Source organism: Brevibacterium album DSM 18261 (assembly GCF_000426445.1).
Lineage (GTDB): Bacteria > Actinomycetota > Actinomycetes > Actinomycetales > Brevibacteriaceae > Brevibacterium > Brevibacterium album.
Window position 1 is genome coordinate 56371 of the sequence record NZ_AUFJ01000014.1, and the last position, 23521, is coordinate 79891.

Consider the following 23521-nt stretch of genomic DNA (forward strand, 5'->3'; position numbering starts at 1 on the left):
AAGTCCGGTCTGCGCCTGTCGCTTCCCGCGGCCCTGCGGCTTCTCCGCTGCCCGGCCGCCCGGTGGTGCGGCGGGCCTCAGGAGCCGCTGTCGGCCCCGGGCTGCCGCCTCACCCCAGGAGCGCGGAGACGATGAGCAGCGCGGGCACCGAGAGCACCGTCGTGATGAAGACGGCGTCCCGCACGAGCCTCTCGGACTGCCGGTACTGCATCGAGTAGATGTAGACGTTCTGGGCCGTCGGCAGAGCCGAGGTGACGACGATGGCGAGCAGGTCGATCCCGTCCCAGCCGAGCAGAGGCCCGCCCACGGCCCATGCGATGAGCGGCTGCACCACGAGCTTCACTCCGGTGATGACCGTGAGCTGGGTGCGCGTGCCCCGGGCGGGCAGGCTCCAGCCGTCCCGGAAGCTCAGCCCGAACGCCAGGAGCGCGCCGGGCACGGACATCGCCCCCATCATCTCGAGCGGATCGAAGACGACGGCGGGGATCTCGACCCCGGTCGCGGAGACGAGGATGCCGAGCACCGAGCCGATCACGATGGGATTGCGGGCGATGGAGACCAGCGGCGAGTACCAGTGCGGATTCCCGCCCGGTCCCGTGGAGTCGAGGATCGCCATGCCGATGGGGGCGAGGAGCAGCAGCTGGAACAGCAGGACGGGTGCGACGTAGCTGAGGTCGCCCAGCACGTAGACGGCGATCGGGATGCCGAGGTTGCCGATGTTCACATAGCTCACCGACCACGCGCCGAACAGTGCTTCTCGTGCGTTCCCCCGGCGCGCGAACCTCACGAAGAGGAAGAGGAGGATGCCGCACACGAGCGCCGAGCCGCCCGTGGCCAGGAGCTGCGTGGAGAAGATGAACGCGAGGTCAGTCGTCGCGATCGTCGTGAACAGCAGGGTGGGCGTGGCGATGTAGAAGACGATCTTCGCGAGCACCTGCTGTCCGTGCGGTCCCAGGAGGTCGAGTCGGCCGGCGAGGAACCCGGTGAGGACGATGACGGCGATGACGCCGAAACCCTCGAAGACCGCCAGCACTGCTCTCCCTCTCCGCACCCGCTCGTCCCGCGCGCCGCGGGAGCCTCACCCAGGCGACTGTACGCCTCGGCCCGGCCCGGTAGCCTTGTGTTCGCGATGAGAGACGAGCAGACGGGCCCCGGAGCGGGGCAGGACCCCGGAGCGGGGAAGAAGGCGGGCCGCCGAGGCAGGGGAGGCTCCCGGCGCAGGGGGAGCCGGGCAGGACGCGCACAGCGGAGCGACGAGTCCGCGCAGCAGGGGAAGTCCGGACAGCCGGGGAAGTCCGCACAGCACGGCAGCACCGGGCGGCACGACAGAGCCCGGAAGGACGAGCGCCGGCAGCACCACGAGAGCAGGCGCGCGGCGCTGCGGGAGGCCCGGGCGGAGCGCAGCCCGCTCATCGAGTACCCGGCCGAGCTCCCGGTCGTCGAGCACAGGGAGGAGATCGCGGAGGCGATCGCCGGCAACCAGGTCGTGGTGATCGCCGGCGAGACCGGTTCGGGCAAGACGACGCAGATCCCCAAGATCTGCCTCGAGCTGGGGCTCGGCGTCAACGGCATGATCGGGCACACGCAGCCCCGCCGGATCGCGGCGCGCTCCGTGGCCGCCCGCCTCGCCGAGGAGATGGGCGAGGACCTTGGCGGCACTGTGGGCTACCAGGTCCGCTTCACCTCGCAGGTGGCCGACCACACGCGGGTGAAGGTCATGACGGACGGCATCCTGCTCTCGGAGCTGCGCCACGACCGGCTGCTGCGCGACTACGAGGTCCTCATCATCGACGAGGCGCACGAGCGCAGCCTCAACATCGACTTCATCATCGGCTTCCTCACCCGGCTCCTGCGCGAGCGCCCCGAGCTCAAGGTGATCATCACCTCGGCGACGATCAATCCGGAGGCCTTCAGCGAGCACTTCGGCGGCGCTCCCATCATCTCCGTCTCCGGGCGCACCTATCCCGTGGAGGTCCGCTACCGTCCCCTCGATCCGGCGGAGGAGGGCGAGCACGCCCGCGCTGGGGGCGCCTCGGCGGCGGGTGAGGAGGCCGCCTCGGCGGCGGACGGAATGACTGCCGAGGACGGACTCGATCCCGAGGAGGCAGCCCTGCTGGCCGAGCTCCGCGCGCTCGAGGCCGAGGAGGCCCGGGAGGCCGAGGACGCCCGGAATGCGCAGGCGGCCTCGGCGGCACGGGGCACATCAGCACAGACCCCGGCGGCACGGGGCACAGCTACCCAGGCCTCCGCCGCGCGGGGCGCCCGCGCACCCGTGCCCGCACGCCGCGAGCCCAAGGACCAGATCGAGGGCATCCTCGACGCCGTCGACGAGCTCTCCGCGGAGCCGGACGGGGACATCCTCGTCTTCCTCTCCGGGGAGCGCGAGATCCGGGACGCCGCCGATGCGCTCGCCGCGCACGTGAGGCGGACCCGGGAGCGGAACCGCCGCTACCCGGACTGGGAGGTCGTCCCGCTCTTCGCCCGCCTCACCGCCGCGGAGCAGCAGCGGGTCTTCGCCCCCCACTCCCGGCCGCGGGTGGTGCTCGCGACGAACGTCGCGGAGACCTCGCTCACGGTGCCCGGCATCCGCTACGTCGTCGACACAGGCGTGGCGCGCATCTCCCGCTACTCGAACCGGACCAAGGTGCAGCGCCTGCCCATCGAGCCCGTCAGCCAGGCGAGCGCGAACCAGCGCAAGGGCCGTTCGGGCCGCACGAGCGAGGGCATCTGCATCCGCCTGTTCTCGGAGGCGGACTTCGAGTCGCGACCCGAGTTCACCGATCCCGAGATCCTGCGCACCAATCTTGCGAGCGTCATCCTGCAGATGGTGACGCTGGGCTTCGCCGCCACGGAGGCCGAGGTCGCGGAGTTCCCGTTCCTCACTCCTCCCGATCCGCGGGCCGTGCGCGACGGACGTGCGCTGCTGAACGAGCTCGGCGCGCTGCGGACGCACCGGGACGGCCGCCTGTCCGTCACCGCCACGGGCAGGAAGATCGCGGCCCTGCCCATCGACCCCCGGCTGGCGCGCATGGTGCTCGCGGGCGCGCAGCACGGCTGCGGGGCCGAGGTGGCGGTCATCGTCGCCGCGCTGTCCCTGCAGGACCCGCGCGAGCGGCCCGTGGAGCAGCGCGGCGAGGCCGATGCCGCGCATGCGCGCTTCGCCCATCCCACGAGCGATTTCCTCTCGTTCCTCGCGCTGTGGAACTACGTGCGCTCGCAGTCCCAGGAGCTCTCCGGCTCGAAGTTCCGGAAGACCCTGCGCGCGGAGTTCCTCAACTACGTGCGCATCCGCGAATGGCAGGATCTCGTCTCGCAGCTGCGCTCGCTCGCAGGGGGCGCCGGCATCCAGCTGGGCCAGGTGCAGTGGGCGGCGGACGCAGACGACTCCGGTGAGGCGATCCACCGCGCGCTGCTCACAGGCCTGCTGTCGATGATCGGACAGAAGACGCCGGACAACCGCGAGTACCAGGGCGCCCGCGGCACCAGGTTCGCGATCTTCCCCGGCTCCGGGCTGTTCAAGCGGAAGCCGGACTTCGTCATGGCCGCCGAGCTCGTCGAGACCTCCCGCCTGTGGGCGCGCACCGTCGCGGCCGCCGATCCCGACTGGGCGGTGGCCGCCGCGGGCGATCTCGTGAAACGCACGCACGCGGACCCGCACTGGTCCCAGAAGTCGGGGCAGGCCCTCGCACACGAGAAGGCCACCCTCTACGGCGTGACTCTCTACGCCGAACGGCCGGTGAGCTATGCCCGCATCGACCGGGAGCACGCGCGCGAGCTGTTCCTGCGCCACGCCCTCGTGCACGGGGAGTGGCGCGAGCAGCACGCCTTCCAGGAGGCCAATGCCGCGACCCTGGCAGAGGCCGAGGAGTTCGCCTCCCGCTCCCGTGACCGCCGCGTGCTCGAGGGCGAGGACGCGCTCTGCGCGTTCTACGCCGAGCGAGTGCCCCTGGAGATCGCGACCGCGGGCGAGTTCACCGGCTGGTGGCGGAAGAAGCGGCGGGAGGATCCCGCTTTCCTCGACGTGCCGCTGTCCCGGCTGCTCGCCGAGGGAGCGGAGGATCGCTCCTCGGAGCTCGCCCGGCTCTATCCCACGCACTGGGAGCTGCCGGCGCGCGAGGCCTCCGAGGCCCCGGCCCGCGCGGAGCTGCGCTACTCCTTCGAGCCGGGCACCGAGGGCGACGGTGTGACGGCCGAGATCCAGCTGCGCGATCTCGATCGGGCCGATCCCCACGCCTTCTCCTGGCAGGTGCCGGGACTGCGCGCGGAGCTCACGGCCGCGCTCATCCGCTCGCTGCCCAAGGCCAAGCGCACGTACTTCGTGCCCGCCCCGGACGTGGCCCGGGACATCCTCGCAGCACTCGCCGCCGCGGGTGAGGAAGGCGTGGGCAGCCTGCCTGAGGTGCTCGCAGTCGAGCTCTCCGCGCGGGCGGGCGGGGGCCGGCTCGAGGACCGCACGCCGATTACGGTGCATCCCGAGGACTTCGACCTCGGGCGCGTGCCCGGCCATCTGCGGATGCGCTTCCGGCTCATGCGCGGCGGGCGCAGGCTCGCAGAGTCCTTCGACCTCGCCGAGCTCCAGCGCGAGCAGCGCCGGCGCCGGGCGGAGGAGCGCAGCGGTGCAGCAGGCGATGTCGGTGGAGCTGCGGGCGGACGCGGTGGAGCCGCAGGTGGCGGCGGTGCGGCAGGCAGTGCCCGAGGCGCGGAGCGTCGGGGCGCGGAGCACCGGGGCCGGGAAGACCGGGGCCAGGACCGCGCGGGCTCGCCCTCGGGGACGCTGCCGGGGCGCGGCGGCGGACCCGAGGCACCCACGCGCGTGGACCTCGTCGACGCCGTCGTCTCCGGTGCGGGCGCGGTGCTCGCCTATGTCCGGGAGCACCTCTCCACGCAGGAGAAGCTGGTGCTCGCGGCACATCAGAAGCGCACGGACGAGCTGCTGACGGCCGTGCTGCGGGTGGCCGCCCGCGGTGAGCTCGCTGCCGCGGGCATCGGACCGGAGGGTTGGAGCGCACAGGGTCGCGCAGGCGAGGCACAGGGCGCCGGAGCCGCCGCGGATCCCGAGGCGCTGGCCCGGTCCGCCCAGGCCGGTCTGCCCGCGCGCATGGACGCGCTGCTGCCCAGCCTCGTGCGCGCCCTGGAAAAGGCGACGGTGCTTGACAGGCTGGTGAGCTCCTCGTCCTCGCTCGTCATCCTCGCGAACCTCACGGACGTGGGGGACTGGCGGCAGGCGATGTGCACTGCCGAAGGCGTGGGCGGGCTGAGCGAGGCGGCGCTGCTGCGCCTGCCGGTGTGGGTGGAGGCCGCCTGCGTGCGCGTGCGCGCCATGGCGGACCAGCCGCCGCGGGACCGCCAGCTCATGGATCGGACGCATGCGGTCGAGGCCGCGGTGGACAAGAAGCTGCGCACAGTCCTGCCGGAGGCGGCGGCGCTGGGTCGCGCCTCCCGTCTGGGGGCCACGGTCGAGACGGGCGGCGCGGGACGGCCCGGGCAGGTGCTCAGCCACCCTGGCGAGGGCTGGCACGCGGTCCTGTTCCAGCTCGAGGAGCTGCGGCTGAGCCTCTTCGCCCCGGCGCTGGGCGCGATGGGGAAGGTCTCCGAGCAGCGCGTCCAGAAGGCCCTGGCGAAGCTGTAGGAAGGGCGGGGTGTGCTCAGGCGGCCCCGGCCGGCCGCTGCGCTCCCGCCTCGTCCGCGAACCGGAAGCCGTGGTGGTTCGCGGACGTGTACCCCTCCACGAGGCCGATGTAGGTGTGCGAACCCCCGGCGAACGGCATGAACACCCGCTCCTTGCCGGGGATGTTCGCGCCCATGTACCAGGAGGCGCCCTGCGGCATGAGGGAGGCGCCCGCGATGTCGTTGTTGACCCGCACCCAGTCGTCCTCGGCCTCGGCTCGCGCCTCCACCCGGGTGAGCCCTCGCTCGCGCATGGTCGTGAGCAGCCGGGTGATCCAGTCCACGTGGTACTCGATCGACACCATCATGTTCGTGAGCACGGAGGGGCTCTGCGGCCCCGTGATCGTGAGCAGATTGGGGAAGCCCGCGGTCATGAGGCCCAGGTACGTGCGCGGCCCGTGCGCCCACTTCTGCGCGAGCGTCTCCCCACCGGCGGTGATGTCGATGCTCGTGATCGCGCCGGTCATCGCATCGAAGCCGGTGGCCAGGACGATGACGTCGACGTCGAAGTCCTCCCCGCCGGCGCGCACGCCGGTCTCCGTGAAGCGCTCGATCGCGTGGGTGGAGGCATCATGCAGGTGCACATGGTCGAGGTCGTAGACCTCGAAGTACCCGGTGTCCACGCACATGCGCTTCGAGGCCAGCGGATAGGTGCGCGGGGAGAGCAGCTCCGCGAGCTCGGGATCGCTCACGCGCTCGCGGATGCGGGCCCGGGCGTACTCGGCCAGCACCTCGTTGGCCTCGGGGTTCGTCATGACGTCCGTGTAGGCGCGCGAATAGCCGAGGCCGCCGCGGGCCCAGCGCTCGTCGAGCTCGCGGGCCACCTCCGCGGGTGCGTCCGCGGGCAGGGGGCCGGTCCCGTCATGGGTGGCGAATCCCAGGCCCGAGGCGCGGTCGGCGGCGCGGATGCGCGCATAGTCGGCCTTGACGGCCGCCCGCTCCTCCGCGGTGAGTGTGCGGTTGTGCGCGGGGATCGCGAAGTTCGGCGTGCGCTGGAAGATGCGCAGCTCTGCCGTCTGCTCCGCGATCGCCGTGATCGTCTGGATGCCCGAGGAGCCCGTGCCGACCACCGCGACTCGCCTGCCGGAGAGGTCCACGCCCTCGTGCGGCCAGTCGGCTGTGGAGTACAGCTCACCCGCGAAGTCCTCCATGCCGGGGATGCGCGGACGCTGGGGCACGGAGAGGCAGCCGGTGGCGAGCACCACGAAGCGCGCGGTCCAGGTGCGTCCGGCCTCTGCGGCGCAGGACGCGGTCCCGTTCGCAGGCTCCGCCGGAGTTCCTGCCACCGTCCGGGCGTCCCGGATGCCCGCGCCGTCTGAGGCGGGTGAGGCTCCCGAGGCCTCGGCGGGCGCCGTCCGCACCGTCCAGGTCTGGTTCGCCTCGTCCCAGTCGAGGCTCTCCACCCGCGTGGAGAAGGAGATGTCGCGGCGCAGATCGAAGCGGTCGGCGACGTGCCGGGCATAGGAGAGGATCTCCGGCTGTGCGGCATAGCGCTCGGACCAGTCCCATACCTGCTGGAGGTCCTCGTCGAAGCTGTAGGAGTAGTGCGTCGACTCGATGTCCACGCGCGCGCCCGGGTACCGGTTCCAGTACCAGGTGCCGCCCACCTCGGCGGCGGTGTCGAAGGCGTGCACGCGGAAGCCGGCCTCCCGGAGCCGGTGGAGCTGGTACATGCCGCTGAAGCCGGCGCCCACGACGATGACGTCGCACTCGGCGCCCATGTCGGTCTCGGTGCTCACAGCGCTGCCTCCCGTGTCTCGATGTCCTGTGCTGATGGGCTCTGTGCGGGTGCTGTTCCCCGGCCTGCGGCTCCGGTGTGCGCGGCTCGGACCGGTCGCCCTGCCGCGTTCGCCTCCGCTGCCTGCGCGCCGGCGACGGGCCGGGCTCCGGTGACGGTGCGGGGCTCCCCTGCGGACGGAATCTCAGCGACGGCGCGGATGCGGGCGGCGACGGTGTCGATCGCCTCGGTGCAGCCGGGCAGCAGGTTCGCCATCTGGAAGAAGATGTGCATCTGCCCGGCGGCGGTCTCGCATTCCACCGGCACCCCCGCGGCCTCGAGTTCGCGCGCGTATTCGAGGCCTTCGTCGTAGAGCGGATCGTGTTCGGCGAGGCAGATGTAGGCGGGCGGCAGGCCGCTGAGGTCCGGGTGGTGCAGCGGTGAGGCATCGGGCTGCGCGCGCTCGGCGGGATCGGGCAGGTAGTGGTCCCAGAACCACTCCATGACGGGGCGGCTGAGCAGCAGCTGGTTCTCCGGTGCGTTGTAGGAGGGACGGGAGAAATCGCAGTCCGTGACGGGGTAGACGAGGATCTGGAAGTCGATGTGCGGGCCGCCGCGGTCGCGGGCCCGCTGGGCCATGACGGCGGCCAGATTGCCGCCCGCACTGTCGCCGGCGACGATGAGCGGGGCCTCCGGGGAGGCGAGCTCGGAGCTGCGCTCGGCGGCCCAGGTGAGTGCGGCCCAGGCGTCCTCGACGGCTGCGGGGAAGGGGTGTTCAGGGGCCTTGCGGTAGTTGACCATGACCATCGTGGCCTGTGCGTCGAGGCAGAGCCGGCGCCCCACGGCGTCGTACTGGTAGTCGATGTCGCTCGTGACCCAGCCGCCTCCGTGGAGATAGACGACGAGGGCGGTGGGGGCGCCGGGCGGAGTGAGGACGCGGACGCGGAAGGAGCCTCCGTCGGAGGCGGGCAGCTCGTGCTCGGCGACGGAGCCCACCTCCGGCCCCGGACCCGAGAGACGGGCGAGGACGGGCCCGGAGAGGCGGGCCATGGAGGGGGGGGATTCATGGACGGGCGGAGAGCCTGCGGCGGCGAGCTGTGCCAGCAGCGACTGTGATGCGGCGTCGAGGGTCATACCTCACCCTGACCCGAAATGCGGCGCACGTCAATGTTTTTCTTCGTACGTTCGTTCAGTTTCCCGGTCGGTTGGATGGTGCGGTGCGGACGCATCGCCAGTGGGGTTGAATCGGCGGCGGTGCTGGGCGGGGCGGGCCTCGTGCTCATGGTGCTGCTGACGCTGCTGTGGGGCGGCGAGGCGGGGATCGTCGCGGGCATGATCGCGCTGCTGGCCCAGACCGGTCTCGTCCTGGCGGCCTTCCGGCCCGTGAACCGCGCCGCGCGCCGGGCGGACGGAGCGGCATCCGGCTGAGCGTGCGGAACCCTCCTTGACCCGAAGCCGCCGGGGATGCGAGCCTGGTGCGCATGGGAACTCTCTGCACTGCGCCGGTCATGGCGCATGAGCTCATGTTCCGCGATCGCCGCGCCTGAGGGCGCGCTCGCGAAACCACGCCTCAGCGCGCCATGAGTCCGATACGTCCCCGCACCTCGGACCTCAGGCGCCTCACACGCCGCTCGGCCCGCCCCGTCCGTGGGCGCTGCCTCGCAGCGGTGCCGCTGTGCATCCCCGAGGTGCTCCGGAACTCCCCTGGAGCGCTTGCCTTGTCACGCAGAACCCCCTCTCCCCATACTCCGAACCCACGCACGCAGAACTCCCGTGTGCAGGAAGTCCGCTCAGTCCACGGCGGCCGCCATGAGCTGGGCCAGAACTTCCTCGTCCACGCCCCCACGCTCGACTCCCTCACCGCGCTCGTCGCGAGCGCTGCCGGGCCGGTCATCGAGATCGGGGCCGGTGACGGCGCACTCACGCGGAGGCTCGCTGCGCTCGGGCGGCCGCTCACGGCCATCGAGCTCGACGAGCACAGGGTGCGCCGCCTGCGCGTCTCCCTGCCCGCGCACGTCCGAGTGGAGCACGGCGATGCCATGGTCCATCCCATGCACGCGCCGGTGCTGGTGGGGAACCTGCCCTTCCACCTCACGACTCCCATCCTGCGGCGGCTGCTGCGCCTTCGCGCCTGGCGGGAGGCGATCGTCCTGACCCAGTGGGAGGTGGCGCGCAAGCGCGCGGGCGTGGGCGGGCGGACGCTCATGAGCGCCCAGGCCGGACCGTGGTTCGAGTTCGAGCTGCATGGGCGCGTCCCGGCCCGCGGCTTCCGGCCCGCTCCCAGTGTCGACGGCGGCATCCTGCGCATCCGCAGGCGGGAGGAGTCGCTCGTCCCGTCTGCCGCGGCCGGGGCTTACCGGGATTTCGCGCACCGGGTCTTCACGGGCAGGGGAGGTGCGCTGCCGCGCATCCTCCAGCGAGCCACGGGACGTCCGCCGCACGAGGTGCGCGCCGCGCTCGCCGAAGCAGGCGCAGTCTCCGCCGCGCTGCCCCGCGACCTGGACCCGGAGCAGTGGGCGCTCCTGTTCACCTGCCTAGGGCCGAGGCTCACTCCCAGTAGGTGCCGGTGACCAGTCCGAGCAGCGGCATGAGCGCGGCGCACAGCACGGCGGCCCCCGCCCAGCTCCAGCGCCAGGTCCAGGTGTCCCGCCGCCAGCCCGCGTAGAGGCACACGAGGGTGCCGACGAGGCAGACGAATCCGCCCACGGTCATGAGGATCACGCCCAGGAGGGTGCGGGTGTCCGCGTCCAGCTGGATCAGCAGCGCGGCGATCCCCGCGACCTCGACGCTGAACAGGATCGAGAACCAGAGGAACGGGCCGGAGACGAGCGCTCCGAGCAGCAGCGGGAGCAGGCGCAGCCAGCGCCCGCTCCGTCCGGGGTCGCGGGCGACAGTGGTCAGCTCCGCCTCGTCATCGTCTCGCCTGCGTCTGCTCACGTCGCCAAGCCTACGGGCCGGGGGCGGGGTCTGAGCCCACCCCCGTAGAATGGCCGGGTGAACTCTGGTCCCCATTCCTCCTCGCACTCTCCCGCCGAGGTCCGCGCGCAGGCAGGCCGCCGCCGGACATTCGCGGTGATCTCCCATCCCGACTCCGGCAAGTCGACGCTCACCGAGGCGCTCGCCCTCCACGCGAGGGCCATCGGCATGGCAGGCGCCGTGCACGGCAAGGCCGGCAGGCGGGCGACGGTCTCCGACTGGATGGCGATGGAGCAGGAGCGCGGGATCTCCATCACCTCGGCCGCACTCCAGTTCGAGTACCGCGACTGCGTCTTCAACCTCCTCGACACCCCCGGCCACGCGGACTTCTCCGAGGACACCTACCGGGTGCTCTCCGCCGTGGACTCCGCCGTCATGCTCGTCGATGCCGCGAAGGGCCTCGAGGCGCAGACCATGAAGCTCTTCGAGGTCTGCGCGCACCGCGGTGTGCCGATCATCACCGTCATCAACAAATGGGACCGTCCCGGCATGGAGCCCCTGGCGCTCATGGACGAGATCCACGAGCGCACCGGCATGCTGCCCACCCCGCTCACGTGGCCGGTGGGGCAGTCCGGCGACTTCCGCGGCGTGCTCGACCGGCTCACGGGCGACTACACCAAGTACACGCGCACGGACGGCGGGGCCGACATCGCCGGTGAGGAGACCTTCGACCCGGCCGCGGCTGAGGAGCGCGAGGGCGAGGCCTGGACCACCGCCGTCGACGAGTCCGAGCTGCTCGAGATGGAGGATCAGAACCACGACGAGGAGCAGTACCTGGCGGGCAGGACCACGCCCGTGCTCTTCGCCTCGGCGGTGCTGAACTTCGGCGTGCGCAAGATCCTCGACACCCTCGTCGACTTCGCGCCCCCGGCCGAGGCCCGGCCCGATGCCGCGGGCGTGCCCCGCCCCGTCGACCGGCCCTTCTCCGGATTCGTGTTCAAGGTGCAGGCGGGCATGGACTCGAACCACCGCGACCGTCTCGCCTATGTGCGCGTGTGCTCGGGCGTGTTCGAGCGCGGCATGGTCGTCACGCACGCCGCGACCGGCAAGCCCTTCGCGACGAAGTACGCCCAGCAGGTCTTCGGCCGCGACCGCGAGGTCATCGACGAGGCCTTCCCCGGCGACGTCGTGGGCCTCGTGAACGCCTCGGCCCTCCGCGTGGGCGATTCCCTCTACCTCGACGGGAAGGTCGAGTTCCCCGGCATCCCCACGTTCTCTCCGGAGCACTTCATGGTCATCCGGGCCAAGGACTCGTCGAAGTACAAGCAGTTCCGCCGCGGCATCCAGCAGCTCGACCACGAGGGCGTCATCCAGGTGCTCCGCAGCGATCTGCGCGGCGACCAGGCCCCCGTGCTCGGCGCCGTGGGCCCCATGCAGTTCGAGGTCGTCGAGGACCGCATGACTAACGAGTTCAACGCGCCGAGCACGCTCGAGCGGCTGAACTTCTCGATCGCGCGCCGCACCGTCGCCGCGGACATCCCCACGCTCTCCCGTGAGCGCAGCGTCGAGGTGCTCAGCCGCTCCGACGGTGAGCTGCTCGCGCTCTTCTCCGACCGGTGGCGCCTGCAGGGCGTCGAGCGGGCGCATCCCGATGTCACGCTCGAGCCGCTCGTCGTGAGCTGAGTCTCACCCGGCGAGCCGGGCGGAACAACCGGCATCCTGCCCGTGTTGTGCCCGGACGGGGCGGCCCGCTGAGGGTCCGGCCCCCGCTTTCGACGCGGAACAGGCACCCGACTACTATGGACTGGCGCCTGATCGACCAGGCGCGTACGCGCATGCGCGCACGCTGGAATTCCTCTAAGGAGAATCGACACTGTGGCTGCAAATCCGATTCGGGTCGCAATCGCCGGCCTTGGCAATTGTGCAAGTTCCCTGATCCAGGGGGTCGAGTACTACCGCGACGCGGATGCCAGCCAGAAGGTGCCCGGTCTCATGCACGTGCAGTTCGGGGACTACCACGTGAGCGATCTCGAGTTCGTCGCCGCCTTCGACGTGGACGGCAAGAAGGTGGGGCAGGACATCGCGGAGGCGATCGTCTCCAGCGAGAACAACACCCTCAAGCTTGCGGACGTGCCGCCCACCGGTGTGCGCGTCCAGCGCGGACCCACGCTGGACGGCCTGGGCCAGTACTACCGCGACACCATCGTGGAGTCCGATGAGGCCCCCGTCGACGTGGCGCAGGCGCTGCGCGAGGCCCGGGCCGACGTCCTCGTCTGCTACCTGCCGGTGGGCTCCCAGGAGGCGACCGAGCACTACGCGCAGGCGGCCCTCGACGCCGGTGTGGCCTTCGTCAACGCGCTCCCGGTCTTCATCGCCGGCACCAAGGAGTGGGACGAGAAGTTCCGGGCGGCCGGCGTGCCGATCGTGGGCGATGACATCAAGAGCCAGATCGGTGCGACCATCACGCACCGGGTGATGGCCAAGCTGTTCGAGGACCGCGGCGTGGTGCTCGACCGCACCTATCAGCTCAACGTGGGCGGGAACATGGACTTCAAGAACATGCTCGAGCGCGAGCGCCTGGAGTCCAAGAAGATCTCGAAGACGCAGGCCGTCACCTCGAACACCTCCGCACGGCTGGCGGAGAAGGACGTGCACATCGGCCCCAGCGACTACGTCGCCTGGCTCGACGATCGCAAATGGGCCTTCGTCCGCCTCGAAGGGCGCAATTTCGGCGATGCGCCGGTCTCGCTCGAGTACAAGCTCGAGGTCTGGGACTCGCCCAATTCCGCCGGCGTCATCATCGATGCCGTGCGTGCGGCGAAGATCGGCCTCGACCGCGGCGTGGGCGGCGCTCTCATCAGCGCCTCCTCCTACTTCATGAAGTCGCCCCCCGTGCAGCAGGGCGATGACGCCGCCCACGAGGCCGTCGAGGCCTTCATCCGGGGCGAGCTCGACTCCTGATCCCGGCGCCGGCGCGCGGCACCCCCGCCGCCGAGGCGCACTCCCGTGACGGCAGGCCCCCACCACACGGTGGGGGCCCGCCCGTGTCGGGCCGAGGGGTCCCCGTCCGCCGGGTCCGTCCGCCGGATCCGTCCCTCCGGGGGAGCCGGGTGACCGGCGGAGCGGCCGCACTGGAAGGAGGCGGGAGCCGGCCTCGGCGGCCGTGACGTGACGCACCCGCCGGAGGACTGTACTCTGAGCGCGGCCTGCCGACAGGAACCCGAAGGAATGGAGACCGACGTGCCAACGCAAGACAAGGCGAAGACGCAGTCCGGGGAGGACACCCTCGGTCCGCTCATGCGCCTCCTCGTCGTCATCGAGAAGGCCGGCAACAGGCTGCCGCATCCGTTCTGGCTGTTCCTGAGCCTCGCCGCGATCGTCATGATCCTCTCCGCGAGCCTCGCGGCCGTGGGCGTGGAGGCCGTGAATCCGGCGACGGGGGAGACGGTCACCGTCACCAACCTGCTCTCCATGGAATCGCTGCGCATCCTCGTGAGCGAGGCGACGAACAACTTCGTCACCTTCCCGCCGCTGGGCCTCGTGCTCGTCGTCCTGCTGGGCGTGGCAGTCGCGGAGCGCTCCGGCCTCATCCCCGCGGTGCTGCGCGGCACCCTCGCCAACGCCTCGCCCAAGTGGATCACGTTCCTCGTGGCACTGGCCGGCAGCGCGGCCTCCATCGCCTCGGACGCCTCGTACATGATCATGATCCCGCTGGGCGGGCTCGCGTTCAAGGCCGTGGGCCGCAATCCGCTGCTGGGCTGCGTCGTCGCGTACGCCGCGACCTCGGGCGGCTACTCCGCCGCGCCCTTCGTCAACTCCCTCGACGCGATCCTCGGCGGGCTCTCCACCTCGGCGGCGCAGATCATCGACCCCGAGTACGTGGTCACGCCGGTGGCGAACCTGTACTTCAACATGGCCTCGATGCTCGTCGTCGCCGCCGCGGTCACGCTCATGACCGAGCTCGTGCTCTCCAAGCGCGCGGACACCATCGAGCTCGACCCGCCGGACGAGGACGACCCGGAGGAGCTCGACATGAGCATCCGACTCGAGGCCAAGGAGAAGCGCGGCCTCGTCATCGCCGCGATCGCGCTTCTCGTGTGCATCGGCCTGTTGGTGTCGCTGGCCCTGCCGGCGGACTCCTTCCTGCGCGACGAGGAGGGTGCCTTCGGTCCGCAGTCCGGCCTCATGGCCGGCATCGCCGCGATCATCGGCTTCGGCTTCTTCGTCCTCGGCATCGTGTACGGCTACGCCACCCGCACCATCACCCGGATGTCGGACATCCCGGAGATGATGGCGAAGGGCCTGGCGCCGTTCGTCCCCGTGCTCGTCCTGTTCTTCGCGGCCAGCCAGTTCCTCGCGATGTTCAAGATGTCGGGCCTGGGCGAGATCCTCGCGATCCGCGGAGCGGACTTCTTCGGCGGGCTCGAGACCGGCACCTTCGTCATCCTGCTCGGCGGCTGGCTGCTCGTGGCCCTCGGGGCGCTCTTCATCACCTCGGGCTCCGGACTGTGGACGCTCATGGGCCCGGTGCTCGTGCCCATGTTCATGCTCCTGCACATCTCGCCGGAGACCACGCAGGCCCTCTACCGGATCGGCGATTCGACGACGAACATCATCTCGCCCATGAGCCCGTACTTCATCGTGGTGCTCGGCTTCATCCAGCGGTACAAGAGGTCCGCGGGAATCGGGACGCTGCTGTCGTTCACGATCCCGCTGTCGTTCGCGATGTTCGTGCTGTGGGGCGCGTTCTTCTTCGCCTGGTGGGGCCTGGGCATCCCGTGGGGTCCTGGCGCGCCCATCGACTACGCGCACTGAGGCACGCCGAGGCGGAGGTCCGCTCAGCGGCGCCGGCCGCGCCCCGGGGCGCGGCCGGCGTGCGCGACGGCGCGGCCTGCGAGGTCACGGCTGGAGAACGATCCTCGCAGCGGGCGGGAATTATGAGCGTTCGTCTCAGGTTGACTCCATAGGATGGACACCATCGAGACCACGACATATCAGGGGAAAGGATCCCAATGAGCAATCCGCTCGTGCGCCGCGGCCTCAACGAGGGCATCAAGGCGGGCCAGACGCCCAACCGCATTCCGGCACCCGCGCCGGAGGACCTGCAGAGCATGTACGACGCCCCGTCGTACCAGCCGCAGCAGCCCGCCGCCGAACGCGCGATGACCTATGACGACGTCCTCATGAAGTCCGGCATGTGCTTCGCCGTGCTCCTCGCGGGCGCGGTGATCGGCTGGATCGTGCCGGTGCTGGCCTTCCCCGCGATGCTGGTGGGCCTGGTCCTCGGACTGATCGTCGCGTTCAAGAAGGAGCCGAGCCCCGCGCTCGTCCTCGTCTACGCCGCGGTCCAGGGCGCCTTCCTGGGCGGCATCTCCGTCACCTTCGAGGCGCTGTACCCCGGCATCGTCATGCAGGCGGTGCTCGGCACGCTGAGCGTCTTCTTCGTGATGTTCGGGCTGTTCAAGTTCAAGATCATCCGCATGAGCTCGGGCTTCATGAAGTTCCTCATGCTCGCTGTGGGCGGCTATGCGGTCTTCTCCCTCGTGAACTTCGGCTTCGCGATGTTCAGCGGCGGGGCGATGAACGCTCGCACGATGGAGATCTCGATCATGGGGATCACGATGCCCCTGGGCGTCCTCATCTCCGGCGTCGCGGTGATCCTCGCGGCGCTCACGCTCGTGAGCGACTTCCACATGATCGAGGAGGGCGTCAAGCACCGCATCCCCGAGAAGTACTCCTGGGTCTGCGCGTTCTCGATCATGGTGACCCTCATCTGGCTCTACATCGAGATCCTGCGCCTCCTGTCCTACTTCAGGCAGAACTGACCCGAGGATCTCACAGGCCGCCGGCCGCTCGGCGACGGCCGGGACGGGGCGGACGATGACGAACGATGCGCAGGCGGCGGATCTCCACGAGGAGATCCGCCGCCTGCGCATCCGTGTGACGGGCCTGACCGCGGCCGCGCTGGATGCCGGGGCGCGCACAGCCGTGCGCGCGGCCCTGCGGGAGCTCGCGGAGCTCTCCGCGGAGGCTCGCCCCGTTCCCGACCTCGGCGACAGGGTGCTCGCGGACCAGCTCGTGGTGCTCCTGTCCGACTGCCTGCCGGAGTACGGGGCACCGGAGCCGGCGACGGCAGAGGCCCTGCGGATCGCGGTGCGGCTGCGTCGCGCGCTGCCCTGAGGCCGGCCGCGGAGGAGACGGACCGTGCCCGAGGCGTGGGCACGGGTACATCGTTCTGCCAGCGTTGTGTATCCTCCCTCACATGTTCGGTCTTCCTGCCTTCACCTCCGCCGTGATATTCGGCATCCCCGCCGCCTGGGCGGTCTACACGCTCGTCTTCGTCTGGGCCTCCCGCGGCTGGTCCCGTGAGGACGTGAAGGAGGCGGGTGAGCAGTGAGCATCGAACTCGTCTTCCTCATCATCTACTTCGCCGCGATGGGCGCGATCGGCGTCTGGTCCGTGAGGAAGGGCAGCGGCGATTCCGAGGGCTTCCTGCTGGGCGGGCGCAGCCTCGGGCCCGCTGTGACAGCGCTGCGCCTGCAGAGCTCCTCGATGTCCGGCTACATGTTCCTCGGGGCCGGCTCCCTGGGCAACACGCAGGGCTACTTCGGCATGTGGTACGCGATGGGCGACATCGGCGGCGGCGTGCTCAACCTCTCGATCCTCGGCCGGCGGATGCGCAAGCTCTCGCAGATGCTGGGTTCGCTCACCTCCATCGAGTACCTCGAGCAGCGCTATCCCTCGAAGTGGACGCGGATGATCGCGGCCCCCATCGCGGTGTTCTGCATCTTCTTCTACGTCATGAGCCAGTTCATCGGCGGCGGCCGGGGGCTGGAGATGGTCACGGGGATCCCGTACGCGTGGGCGCTGCTCATCGCGGTGGGCGTGATCGTGTTCTACACCTTCCTGGGCGGGTACCTGGCTGTTGCGTACACGGACTTCGTGCAGGCGATCATCATGCTCATCGGCATGCTGTGGATCTTCATCGCGACGATGATGGCGGTGGGCGGTCTCACGGCGGGCAATGCGCGCATCGCGGAGATCAACCCGAATCTGCTGACGATGTTCGGGCCCGATGGCTATCAGGGCAATGAGTGGGGCATCATCATCGGCGCGGTGCTCATCTTCTCGATCGGCTACCTGGGCTGGCCGCACGTGGTCGTGAGCCATATGGCGATGAAGAAGCCGTCCGTCGCCCGCCGCGCGAGCCTCTACGCCACGGGCTTCAACCTCCTGTTCATCCCGGCGCCCTACATCATCGGCCTCATGGCGCTGCTGATCGTGCCGGGACTGACCAACCCGGAGCTCGCGATCTTCGAGGTGGCGGACACGGTGCTGCCGGCGTTCGCGGTCGGCATCGTGATGGCGGCGATCATGGCCGCGATCATGTCCACGGCGGATGCGCTGCTGCTGCAGTCGGGGACCATCGCCGCACAGGACATCTACCGCCGGTTCCTCAACCCGAACATGTCGGAGAGGCAGTCGGTGTGGGTCTCGCGGATCACGGTCCTCCTGCTGGCGATCATCGGCTACGTGGTCGCGGTGAATGATCCGCCGGCGGTCGCGGCGATCGTGATCTTCTCGACGACGGTGCTGGGTGCGGCGTTCGTGCCGGTCTACATCTGTGCGGTGTGGTGGAAGAAGGCGAACACCCCGGGCGCGCTGGCCTCGATGATCACGGGGACCGTCGTGGCGGTGGGCTGGGAGCTCGGCGGGCTCACGGACCTCACGACGATCGATCCGATGGGTTCGGGCATCGTCGCCTCGACCCTGGCGATCGTGATCGTGTCGCTCGCCACGCAGAAGTCCCACCCGGTGCCTGCGCACATCCGCGAGGCAGTGGCCGAGACGGCGAAGGTCGGTCCGATCCCGGCGCGGCTGGCGGTGACGCAGAACAGCGGTCTGGCCGGCCAGGTCCCCGTGACCGGTCCGGCCGGCCCCGTGGACGCGGCAGAGGGGCCCGGCGGCGCGGAGGCGCGTCCGCAGTGACGGCGGAGGGAGACGCCGCCCGTCCGGAGGCGGGCGCGCTCCCGGCCCTGCCCACGGTCCTCTCCGCCGCTGAGGCCCGCTCCCGCGGACTCCACCTCCTCCTCGGCGGAGGAGCGGGCCGCTCGCGTGCGGGCGGCTGGGAGCCCGGTGCCGCAGCGCTGCGCGGTGAGGCCGAGGCGGGCCTGATCCACCACCCCATGTGGGCGGTGCGGTTCGCGGTGAGGCGGGGGCCGGCGGGCTTCGACCGCGTGCTGTGCCTCGTGGACGCCGTGACATCGACGGCGCACATGGTGTCCGAGCCGGTGCTCGCGGCTGCGGTGGAGCGCGTGCTGCGCGCCGGGGATGCGGGTGAGGGAGCCGACACCGCTGTGCCGCATCGTGAGCCTCGGGTTTCCGCCGCACAGGCCGCCGAGGCCTCACGGGCGGCGGCCGCCGCCGCGATCCGCAAGCGCGCCAAGCTCGCCTTCCTCTTCGCCCTGGACCAGGACGGCGAGCCGCAGCTGCTCCTCAAGCCCAATTGGCATGTGCGCGCACGCGGGTCCGAGGCCTCGGCGGAGTTCCTCCTGGACGGCCTGGACGGCACGCACTACGTGATCTCCTACCGGAAGGCCTGAGGCCCTCGGGTCACCTGCAACATCCACCTATAAGCGGCTGACTCGCGCATGCGCTTCGCCCAACCTTGGATTCGTGGCGAATGAGGCGAGCGAGGTGGAGCGGGCGGCGTCCCGCGCGCTCGGCGACCTGCTGCGGACCCGGCGCATGGAGAAGGCGCTGTCCCAGGAGAAGCTCGCGCACCAGGTCGGCATCAATCGCAACTACTATCAGCAGCTGGAATCCGGCCTCTCGCAGCGGGCCGCGCGCACTCCGGCCAATCCCACCTTCCTCATGCTCATGCGCCTGAGCGAGGCGCTCGGGGTGCCCGTGGGCGAGCTCATCGACGAGGCCATCGAGACCGGCAGGCGCGAGGTCGCCGAGCGGCTGGGGGAGTGAGGGAAGACAGCAGCGCTCAGAAGCCCTCCACGAGCGCCTTCTGCAGGGTGGACAGGCCCACCGAGCCCAGGCCGAGCGCGCGCGTGTGGAAGTCCCTGAGCGAGAACACCCGGCCGTCCCGCTCCTCGCGGGCGCGCACCGCGTCCCTGATCTGCTGCCAGATGCGCTGGCCCACGGAGTACGAGGGCGCCTGACCCGGCCAGCCCAGATAGCGCTTGAGCTCGAAGTCGAGGAAGCTGCGCTCCATCGCGACGTTGTCGGTGAGGAACCGCCAGGCCTTCTCGCGGTCCCAGATGCCCCCGCCCACGGAGGCCGGGGCGTGCTTGCGGCAGTGCACGCCGATGTCGACGCACACACGGGCGGCGCGCAGGCGCTGGGAGTCCAGCATGCCGAACCGGTCGCCGGGATCGGAGAGGAAGCCCAGCTCGTCCATGAGGCGCTCGGCGTAGAGCGCCCAGCCCTCGCCGTGGCCGGAGACCCACACTCCCTGCCTGCGCCAGGCGTTGAGCCTGCTCTCCATCATGACCGCAGCGCCCAGCTGCAGGTGATGACCCGGCACGCCCTCGTGGTAGACCGTCGTCCTCTCCTGCCACGCGGAGAACGAGTCCACACCGGAGGGCACCGACCACCACATCCGGCCCGGGCGGGAGAAGTCCGAGGTGGGAGGCGTGTAGTAGATGCCGCCGGTGCCGTCCTCGAGGACCATGCACTCGATGGCGCGCACCTGCTCCGGGATGTCGAAATGGGTTCCGGTCAGCGCTGCGGTCGCCTCATCGGCCGTCTCCTGCATCCAGGTCCGCAGGGCGTCGAGCCCGTGGATGCGGCGCTCGGGGTCCGCGTCGAGCTTCGCCATCGTCTCCGTGACCGAGGAGCCGGGGAAGAGCGCCTCCGCGATCTCCTGCTGCTCGGCGTCGATGGAGGCGAGCAGCTCCAGCCCCCACTCGTACGTCTCGTCGAGATCCACCGCGGCGCCGAGGAACTGTCGCGAGTGCAGGGCGTACTCCTCGCGGCCGACCGCATCGTCCTCGCGCGCATCGGGGAGCATCTGCTGGGCGAGGAAGTCCGCGAAGCGCGCGTACGCGGTCCGTGCGGAGCCGGCGGCATCTGCGAGCTCGGCCTGCAGGCCGGAGGAGATGTCCGCGGGGCCGGGGCGGTCCGCGGAGGCCCCGGCGACGAACCGGTCGAAGTGGCCCCCGGCCTCGGCCGCAGCCCTCGCCTGCTCGATGACGGCCTGCACCTGCACGCGCGCCGGCGACCGGCCCCCGGCGCGGGCGGCCAGCAGGGATTCGCGATGCCCGGCCAGCGCCTGGCTCACGGCGCGCAGGCGCGAGGCGTTGGCCTCCCAGTCCTCGGCCGAGGCGGTCGGCACGAGGTCGAAGAACTCGCGGATCTCCTGCACGGGGGAGGCGAGGACGTTGAATGCGGAGGCATCGGCGCCGATCGAGTGCAGCTCCCGGGTGAGGCCGAGCCGCTCGCGCAGCGCGTCCGCGGTGACGGCGTCCGTCTCATCGAAGGTCCCGGCCGCGCGCGAGGCGGATTCCGCGGCTCCGAGGGCGGCCAGCGTCCGGGCCGCGAGATCGTCGTGAGCGGCCCAGCCGCCGGGGGAGTAGTCGTCGAGCTCATCGTCGCGGCCGGGGGCGCCCACCTCGATGCGCAGGGCGGGGGAGAGGTCGAGCATGCCGCGGAAGTGAGCCTCGGCCACCTCGTCGACCGGAGTGGGCGTGCGGGGAGTGGCGCTGTCGGCCGCCGTGCCGGCCGCCTGCTCAGTGATCTGCTCTGTCATGCGGCCAGCCTACTCATGACGGGGCCGCCGCGCCGTCCCCGCCGGGACGGCGCGGCGGCGCTGGTGTCGGCGCGAAGCGCTGCGCGGGCTGCCGAACGGGACGCTGTGCGGGCTGTGATGCGGGCTGCCGAGCGGACTTGCGACGCCGACCCGGGCGCGCCTCAGCGCTGCGCGGGCTCTGCGATGCGCCTGAGCGCCTCGAGATGGCGTTGCCAGCGGGTCAGGCCTTCCGCGGTGAGGGAGAGGGTGGTGCGCGGCCGCTTGCCCACGAAGCCCTTCGACGCCTTCACGAGCCCCGCCCTCTCCAGCTCGGCGACCTGCTTGGAGAGCACGGAATCGCTCACCTGCAGCTCATCGCGCAGCTGTCCGAAGGGCGCGCTCTCCACCGCGGCGAGGGCGGCGGCGAGGGAGAAGCGGACGGGATGGGCGAGCGTGCTCTCGAGCGCGAACCGGGGGTGCTGGGCGGTGCCCTCGGAGTGGGGCGCGGTCTCCGAGGTCATCCCGCACCCCCCGACTGCCGTGCCTTCTTCGCCTCGGTCGTCACGGCGATCATGAAGACGACGATGAACGCCGGTGCGAGGACGAGGCCCAGGGCCGTCGCGCCGAGGAACATGCCGAGGACCCACAGGGCGGCCCAGACGGCCATGTACATCAGCCAGCGGCGGCCGAGGCCGCGGCGCCACCGCTCCCGGAACACCAGCATCGCGAGCACCGCGGCGAGGATCCAGGCGAAGGAGAAGAGGAGGATCGTGAGGAAGGGCGGCAGCGCAGCAGGCGGCGCGGTCATGTGCGGTGCGAGGTGCGTGGCGAGGGTCGCGAACGAGCCGACCGTGCAGAGGACGCCGTAGCCGATCAGCGCGGCCGGGACGGGGGCCGGGAGCGTGCGGGCGGCCTCGGCGGCCTGTGCGAGCAGCGCCTGCGCCTGCTCGGGGGTGGGCGCCTGTGCGGCTCCGGACTCGGATGAGGCTGGGCGTTCGGGATGTGCGTGTGACATGGCCTGCTCCTCGAGCTGAGTGTGCGATCCGCGCCCGGGCGAGGGGCGGCGGCTTCATCGACCGCGCGAAGCGGTGGGACAAGCATTGCAAGTATTTTCCATCACGTCAAGTACTTTCCCGGCGCCGTCGACGAGTGCCGGAGGCGGTGCGGGAATGAGACGGGGCGGCAGCAGGGGTCCGGTCCGGCTAGTCTGCCAGGGGAGCGAACGACCGATCAGGACCGGCCGCGCGAGGGACGTGAAGGAGCGGAGATGTCGCAGGGGCGGCTGTGGAACAGGGACTTCAGCATCGCACTCGGGATGAGCGTCTTCCTCGCCTTCGTCTTCTACCTCCTCGTCACCTCGATGGCCGGCTACGCCGCCCTCCGCTTCGCCGCCGGTGAGGCCCAGGCGGGCATGGCCGCCTCCGCCTTCGTCCTGGGCTCGGTGCTGACCCGCACGGCGGCGGGCAAGCTCCTCGACGTCGTGGGCCGCCGCCGGCTCCTCGTCCTCTCGATGGTGACGGCGGTGCTCGTCTCCCTCGCGTACTTCGTCGTGGGCGATCTCGTGCTCCTCATCGCCGCCCGGCTCCTTCACGGCATGATGTTCGGCGTGGGGCACACGGTCCTCGCCGCCGGTGTGCAGGACCTCATCCCGTCCGAGCGGCGATCCGAGGGGACGGGGTACTTCGCGGCCTCGGTGACGCTGTCCTCGGCGCTGGGCCCGCTCATCGCCGTCACCACGGTGGGGGAATGGGGCTACCAGGCGCTGTTCGCGATCTCGCTGGGATTCTCCCTCGTGGGGTGCCTGGGCCTGTTCTTCCTGCGCCTGCCCGAGCGCGAGCTCTCGGCCGCCCAGCGGCGCAGAGCGCTCTCGCTGCGGCCCTCCTCGATGGTCGATGCCGAGGGGCTGCGCATGGGGATCGTCATCTTCCTGTCGGGTGCGGCCTACTCCGCCGTCCTCGCCTTCCTCGCCGCGCATGCGCAGGGGATCCCCGGCGGCTCGCCCACGTACTTCATGTGCTTCGCGCTGTCCTCACTCCTCGCGCGTCTGAGCATCGGGCGGGTGCAGGACCGGCGCGGGGACAACATCGTGCTCTATCCGCTCTTCGTCTCCTTCGCCGGCTCCTGCACGCTGCTGGCGCTCTGGCCCACGCAGGCGGGCCTCGCGCTCGCCGGACTGCTCGGAGGCTTCGGCTACGGTTCGCTCATCACCTGCGCGCAGGCGATCGCCGTCCGGATGGCCGGGCCCGCCCGGGTGGGACTGGTGACCTCGACGTACCTGCTGTCGATGGACCTCGGCCTCGGGCTGGGCGCCATCCTCCTGGGGCTGGCGGCGGGTCCGTTCGGCTACGAGGTGGTCTACCTTCTCGCCGCCGGGCTCGTGGTGCTCGCAGGAGGCGCCTACTTCCTCCTGCACGGGCACAAGCCCGAGGCCGGTCCCGCGGGAGCCGCGGGCGCCCGGGGCTGAGAGCCGAATCCGCGCA

20 protein-coding genes are annotated in these 23521 nt (G+C 71.0%); 13 read left to right on the top strand and 7 right to left on the bottom strand.

The window, feature by feature from the left end; genetic code table 11:
• Positions 1-109: 109 nt before the first annotated feature.
• Positions 110-1033, bottom strand: coding sequence for an AEC family transporter (locus K318_RS0111525; protein ID WP_029089597.1), 924 nt, complete (start codon positions 1031-1033; stop codon positions 110-112).
• Between the two features lie 96 nt (positions 1034-1129).
• On the opposite strand from K318_RS0111525, the gene hrpA reads away from it, so the two are divergent.
• The gene (gene hrpA, locus K318_RS21360) at positions 1130-5629 is read left to right on the top strand and encodes an ATP-dependent RNA helicase HrpA (RefSeq protein WP_156913959.1); all 4500 of its coding nucleotides are present in this window, start codon (positions 1130-1132) and stop codon (positions 5627-5629) included.
• Between the two features lie 16 nt (positions 5630-5645).
• Here the strand turns inward: hrpA and K318_RS21365 are convergent, their stop codons facing one another.
• Together K318_RS21365 and K318_RS21370 are read right to left on the bottom strand one after the other, a co-directional pair.
• Positions 5646-7406 carry a flavin-containing monooxygenase gene (locus K318_RS21365; RefSeq protein ID WP_084500108.1) on the bottom strand — a complete coding sequence of 587 codons (1761 nt, stop codon included), beginning with the start codon at positions 7404-7406 and terminating at the stop codon, positions 5646-5648.
• Positions 7403-8434, bottom strand: a complete 1032-nt coding sequence (locus K318_RS21370) for an alpha/beta hydrolase (RefSeq protein ID WP_211233326.1) — start codon at positions 8432-8434, stop codon at positions 7403-7405. Before K318_RS21370 ends, K318_RS21365 begins: the two co-directional genes overlap by 4 nt.
• Positions 8435-8638: 204 nt before the next feature.
• On the opposite strand from K318_RS21370, the gene K318_RS24740 reads away from it, so the two are divergent.
• Positions 8639-8812 (top strand): hypothetical protein, encoded by a 174-nt coding sequence (locus tag K318_RS24740; RefSeq protein ID WP_156913963.1) that lies wholly within the window; start codon positions 8639-8641, stop codon positions 8810-8812.
• A 347-nt stretch (positions 8813-9159) separates the two neighbouring features.
• Positions 9160-9954: a 23S ribosomal RNA methyltransferase Erm gene (gene erm / locus K318_RS0111550; protein ID WP_029089598.1), complete on the top strand. Its 795-nt coding sequence runs from the start codon at positions 9160-9162 to the stop codon at positions 9952-9954.
• On the opposite strand, the gene K318_RS0111555 is transcribed toward erm, so the two are convergent.
• Positions 9932-10321, bottom strand: coding sequence for a hypothetical protein (locus tag K318_RS0111555; RefSeq protein WP_029089599.1), 390 nt, complete (start codon positions 10319-10321; stop codon positions 9932-9934). The two genes, erm and K318_RS0111555, sit on opposite strands and share 23 nt — an antisense overlap.
• Before the next feature lie 57 nt (positions 10322-10378).
• On the opposite strand from K318_RS0111555, the gene K318_RS0111560 reads away from it, so the two are divergent.
• The 9 genes from K318_RS0111560 to K318_RS21380 all read left to right on the top strand — a co-directional run bounded on the left by K318_RS0111560 (position 10379) and on the right by K318_RS21380 (position 19279).
• On the top strand, positions 10379-11983 hold the full coding sequence (locus K318_RS0111560; RefSeq protein WP_029089600.1) for a peptide chain release factor 3: 1605 nt from the start codon (positions 10379-10381) through the stop codon (positions 11981-11983).
• 192 nt (positions 11984-12175) lie between these two features.
• Positions 12176-13261: an inositol-3-phosphate synthase gene (locus K318_RS0111565; RefSeq protein WP_029089601.1), complete on the top strand. Its 1086-nt coding sequence runs from the start codon at positions 12176-12178 to the stop codon at positions 13259-13261.
• A 336-nt stretch (positions 13262-13597) separates the two neighbouring features.
• On the top strand, positions 13598-15115 hold the full coding sequence (locus tag K318_RS0111570; RefSeq protein WP_245579893.1) for an AbgT family transporter: 1518 nt from the start codon (positions 13598-13600) through the stop codon (positions 15113-15115).
• A 197-nt stretch (positions 15116-15312) separates the two neighbouring features.
• A complete protein-coding gene (locus tag K318_RS0111575) occupies positions 15313-16125 on the top strand; it encodes a Bax inhibitor-1/YccA family protein (RefSeq protein WP_029089603.1) in 813 nt (270 codons plus the stop codon).
• 55 nt (positions 16126-16180) lie between these two features.
• Entirely contained in the window at positions 16181-16480 is a 300-nt protein-coding gene (locus K318_RS0111580) for a hypothetical protein (protein ID WP_029089604.1), read from the top strand.
• A gap of 82 nt (positions 16481-16562) precedes the next feature.
• Positions 16563-16697 carry a hypothetical protein gene (locus K318_RS25750; protein WP_281170695.1) on the top strand — a complete coding sequence of 45 codons (135 nt, stop codon included), beginning with the start codon at positions 16563-16565 and terminating at the stop codon, positions 16695-16697.
• Positions 16694-18289 carry a sodium/proline symporter gene (locus tag K318_RS21375; RefSeq protein ID WP_084500111.1) on the top strand — a complete coding sequence of 532 codons (1596 nt, stop codon included), beginning with the start codon at positions 16694-16696 and terminating at the stop codon, positions 18287-18289. Before K318_RS25750 ends, K318_RS21375 begins: the two co-directional genes overlap by 4 nt.
• Entirely contained in the window at positions 18286-18903 is a 618-nt protein-coding gene (locus K318_RS0111595) for a hypothetical protein (protein WP_029089605.1), read from the top strand. Before K318_RS21375 ends, K318_RS0111595 begins: the two co-directional genes overlap by 4 nt.
• A 73-nt stretch (positions 18904-18976) precedes the next feature.
• Positions 18977-19279, top strand: coding sequence for a helix-turn-helix domain-containing protein (locus tag K318_RS21380; RefSeq protein ID WP_051297919.1), 303 nt, complete (start codon positions 18977-18979; stop codon positions 19277-19279).
• A gap of 16 nt (positions 19280-19295) precedes the next feature.
• On the opposite strand, the gene K318_RS0111605 is transcribed toward K318_RS21380, so the two are convergent.
• The 3 genes from K318_RS0111605 to K318_RS0111615 form a co-directional block, all read right to left on the bottom strand.
• Complete coding sequence (locus K318_RS0111605) at positions 19296-21062, bottom strand: DUF885 domain-containing protein (protein ID WP_035281731.1); 1767 nt, start codon at positions 21060-21062, stop codon at positions 19296-19298.
• Between the two features lie 161 nt (positions 21063-21223).
• The gene (locus K318_RS21385) at positions 21224-21562 is read right to left on the bottom strand and encodes a transcriptional regulator (RefSeq protein ID WP_035281733.1); all 339 of its coding nucleotides are present in this window, start codon (positions 21560-21562) and stop codon (positions 21224-21226) included.
• The gene (locus K318_RS0111615) at positions 21559-22056 is read right to left on the bottom strand and encodes a hypothetical protein (protein ID WP_029089607.1); all 498 of its coding nucleotides are present in this window, start codon (positions 22054-22056) and stop codon (positions 21559-21561) included. The genes K318_RS21385 and K318_RS0111615 overlap by 4 nt, the downstream gene beginning before the upstream one ends.
• A 252-nt stretch (positions 22057-22308) precedes the next feature.
• On the opposite strand from K318_RS0111615, the gene K318_RS0111620 reads away from it, so the two are divergent.
• Positions 22309-23505 (top strand): MFS transporter, encoded by a 1197-nt coding sequence (locus K318_RS0111620; RefSeq protein WP_029089608.1) that lies wholly within the window; start codon positions 22309-22311, stop codon positions 23503-23505.
• Positions 23506-23521 lie beyond the last annotated feature (16 nt).

What these genes read in the sequence shown, in the direction of transcription:
- hrpA (WP_156913959.1), top strand. Translation starts at nt 1,130, where the DNA reads ATGAGAGACGAGCAGACGGGCCCCGGAGCGGGGCAGGACCCCGGAGCG.
- K318_RS21370 (WP_211233326.1), bottom strand. Translation starts at nt 8,434, where the DNA reads ATGGCCCGCCTCTCCGGGCCCGTCCTCGCCCGTCTCTCGGGTCCGGGG.
- K318_RS0111570 (WP_245579893.1), top strand. Translation starts at nt 13,598, where the DNA reads ATGCGCCTCCTCGTCGTCATCGAGAAGGCCGGCAACAGGCTGCCGCAT.
- K318_RS0111575 (WP_029089603.1), top strand. Translation starts at nt 15,313, where the DNA reads ATGAGCAATCCGCTCGTGCGCCGCGGCCTCAACGAGGGCATCAAGGCG.
- K318_RS0111580 (WP_029089604.1), top strand. Translation starts at nt 16,181, where the DNA reads ATGACGAACGATGCGCAGGCGGCGGATCTCCACGAGGAGATCCGCCGC.
- K318_RS25750 (WP_281170695.1), top strand. Translation starts at nt 16,563, where the DNA reads ATGTTCGGTCTTCCTGCCTTCACCTCCGCCGTGATATTCGGCATCCCC.
- K318_RS0111605 (WP_035281731.1), bottom strand. Translation starts at nt 21,062, where the DNA reads ATGACAGAGCAGATCACTGAGCAGGCGGCCGGCACGGCGGCCGACAGC.
- K318_RS21385 (WP_035281733.1), bottom strand. Translation starts at nt 21,562, where the DNA reads ATGACCTCGGAGACCGCGCCCCACTCCGAGGGCACCGCCCAGCACCCC.
- K318_RS0111615 (WP_029089607.1), bottom strand. Translation starts at nt 22,056, where the DNA reads ATGTCACACGCACATCCCGAACGCCCAGCCTCATCCGAGTCCGGAGCC.
- K318_RS0111620 (WP_029089608.1), top strand. Translation starts at nt 22,309, where the DNA reads ATGTCGCAGGGGCGGCTGTGGAACAGGGACTTCAGCATCGCACTCGGG.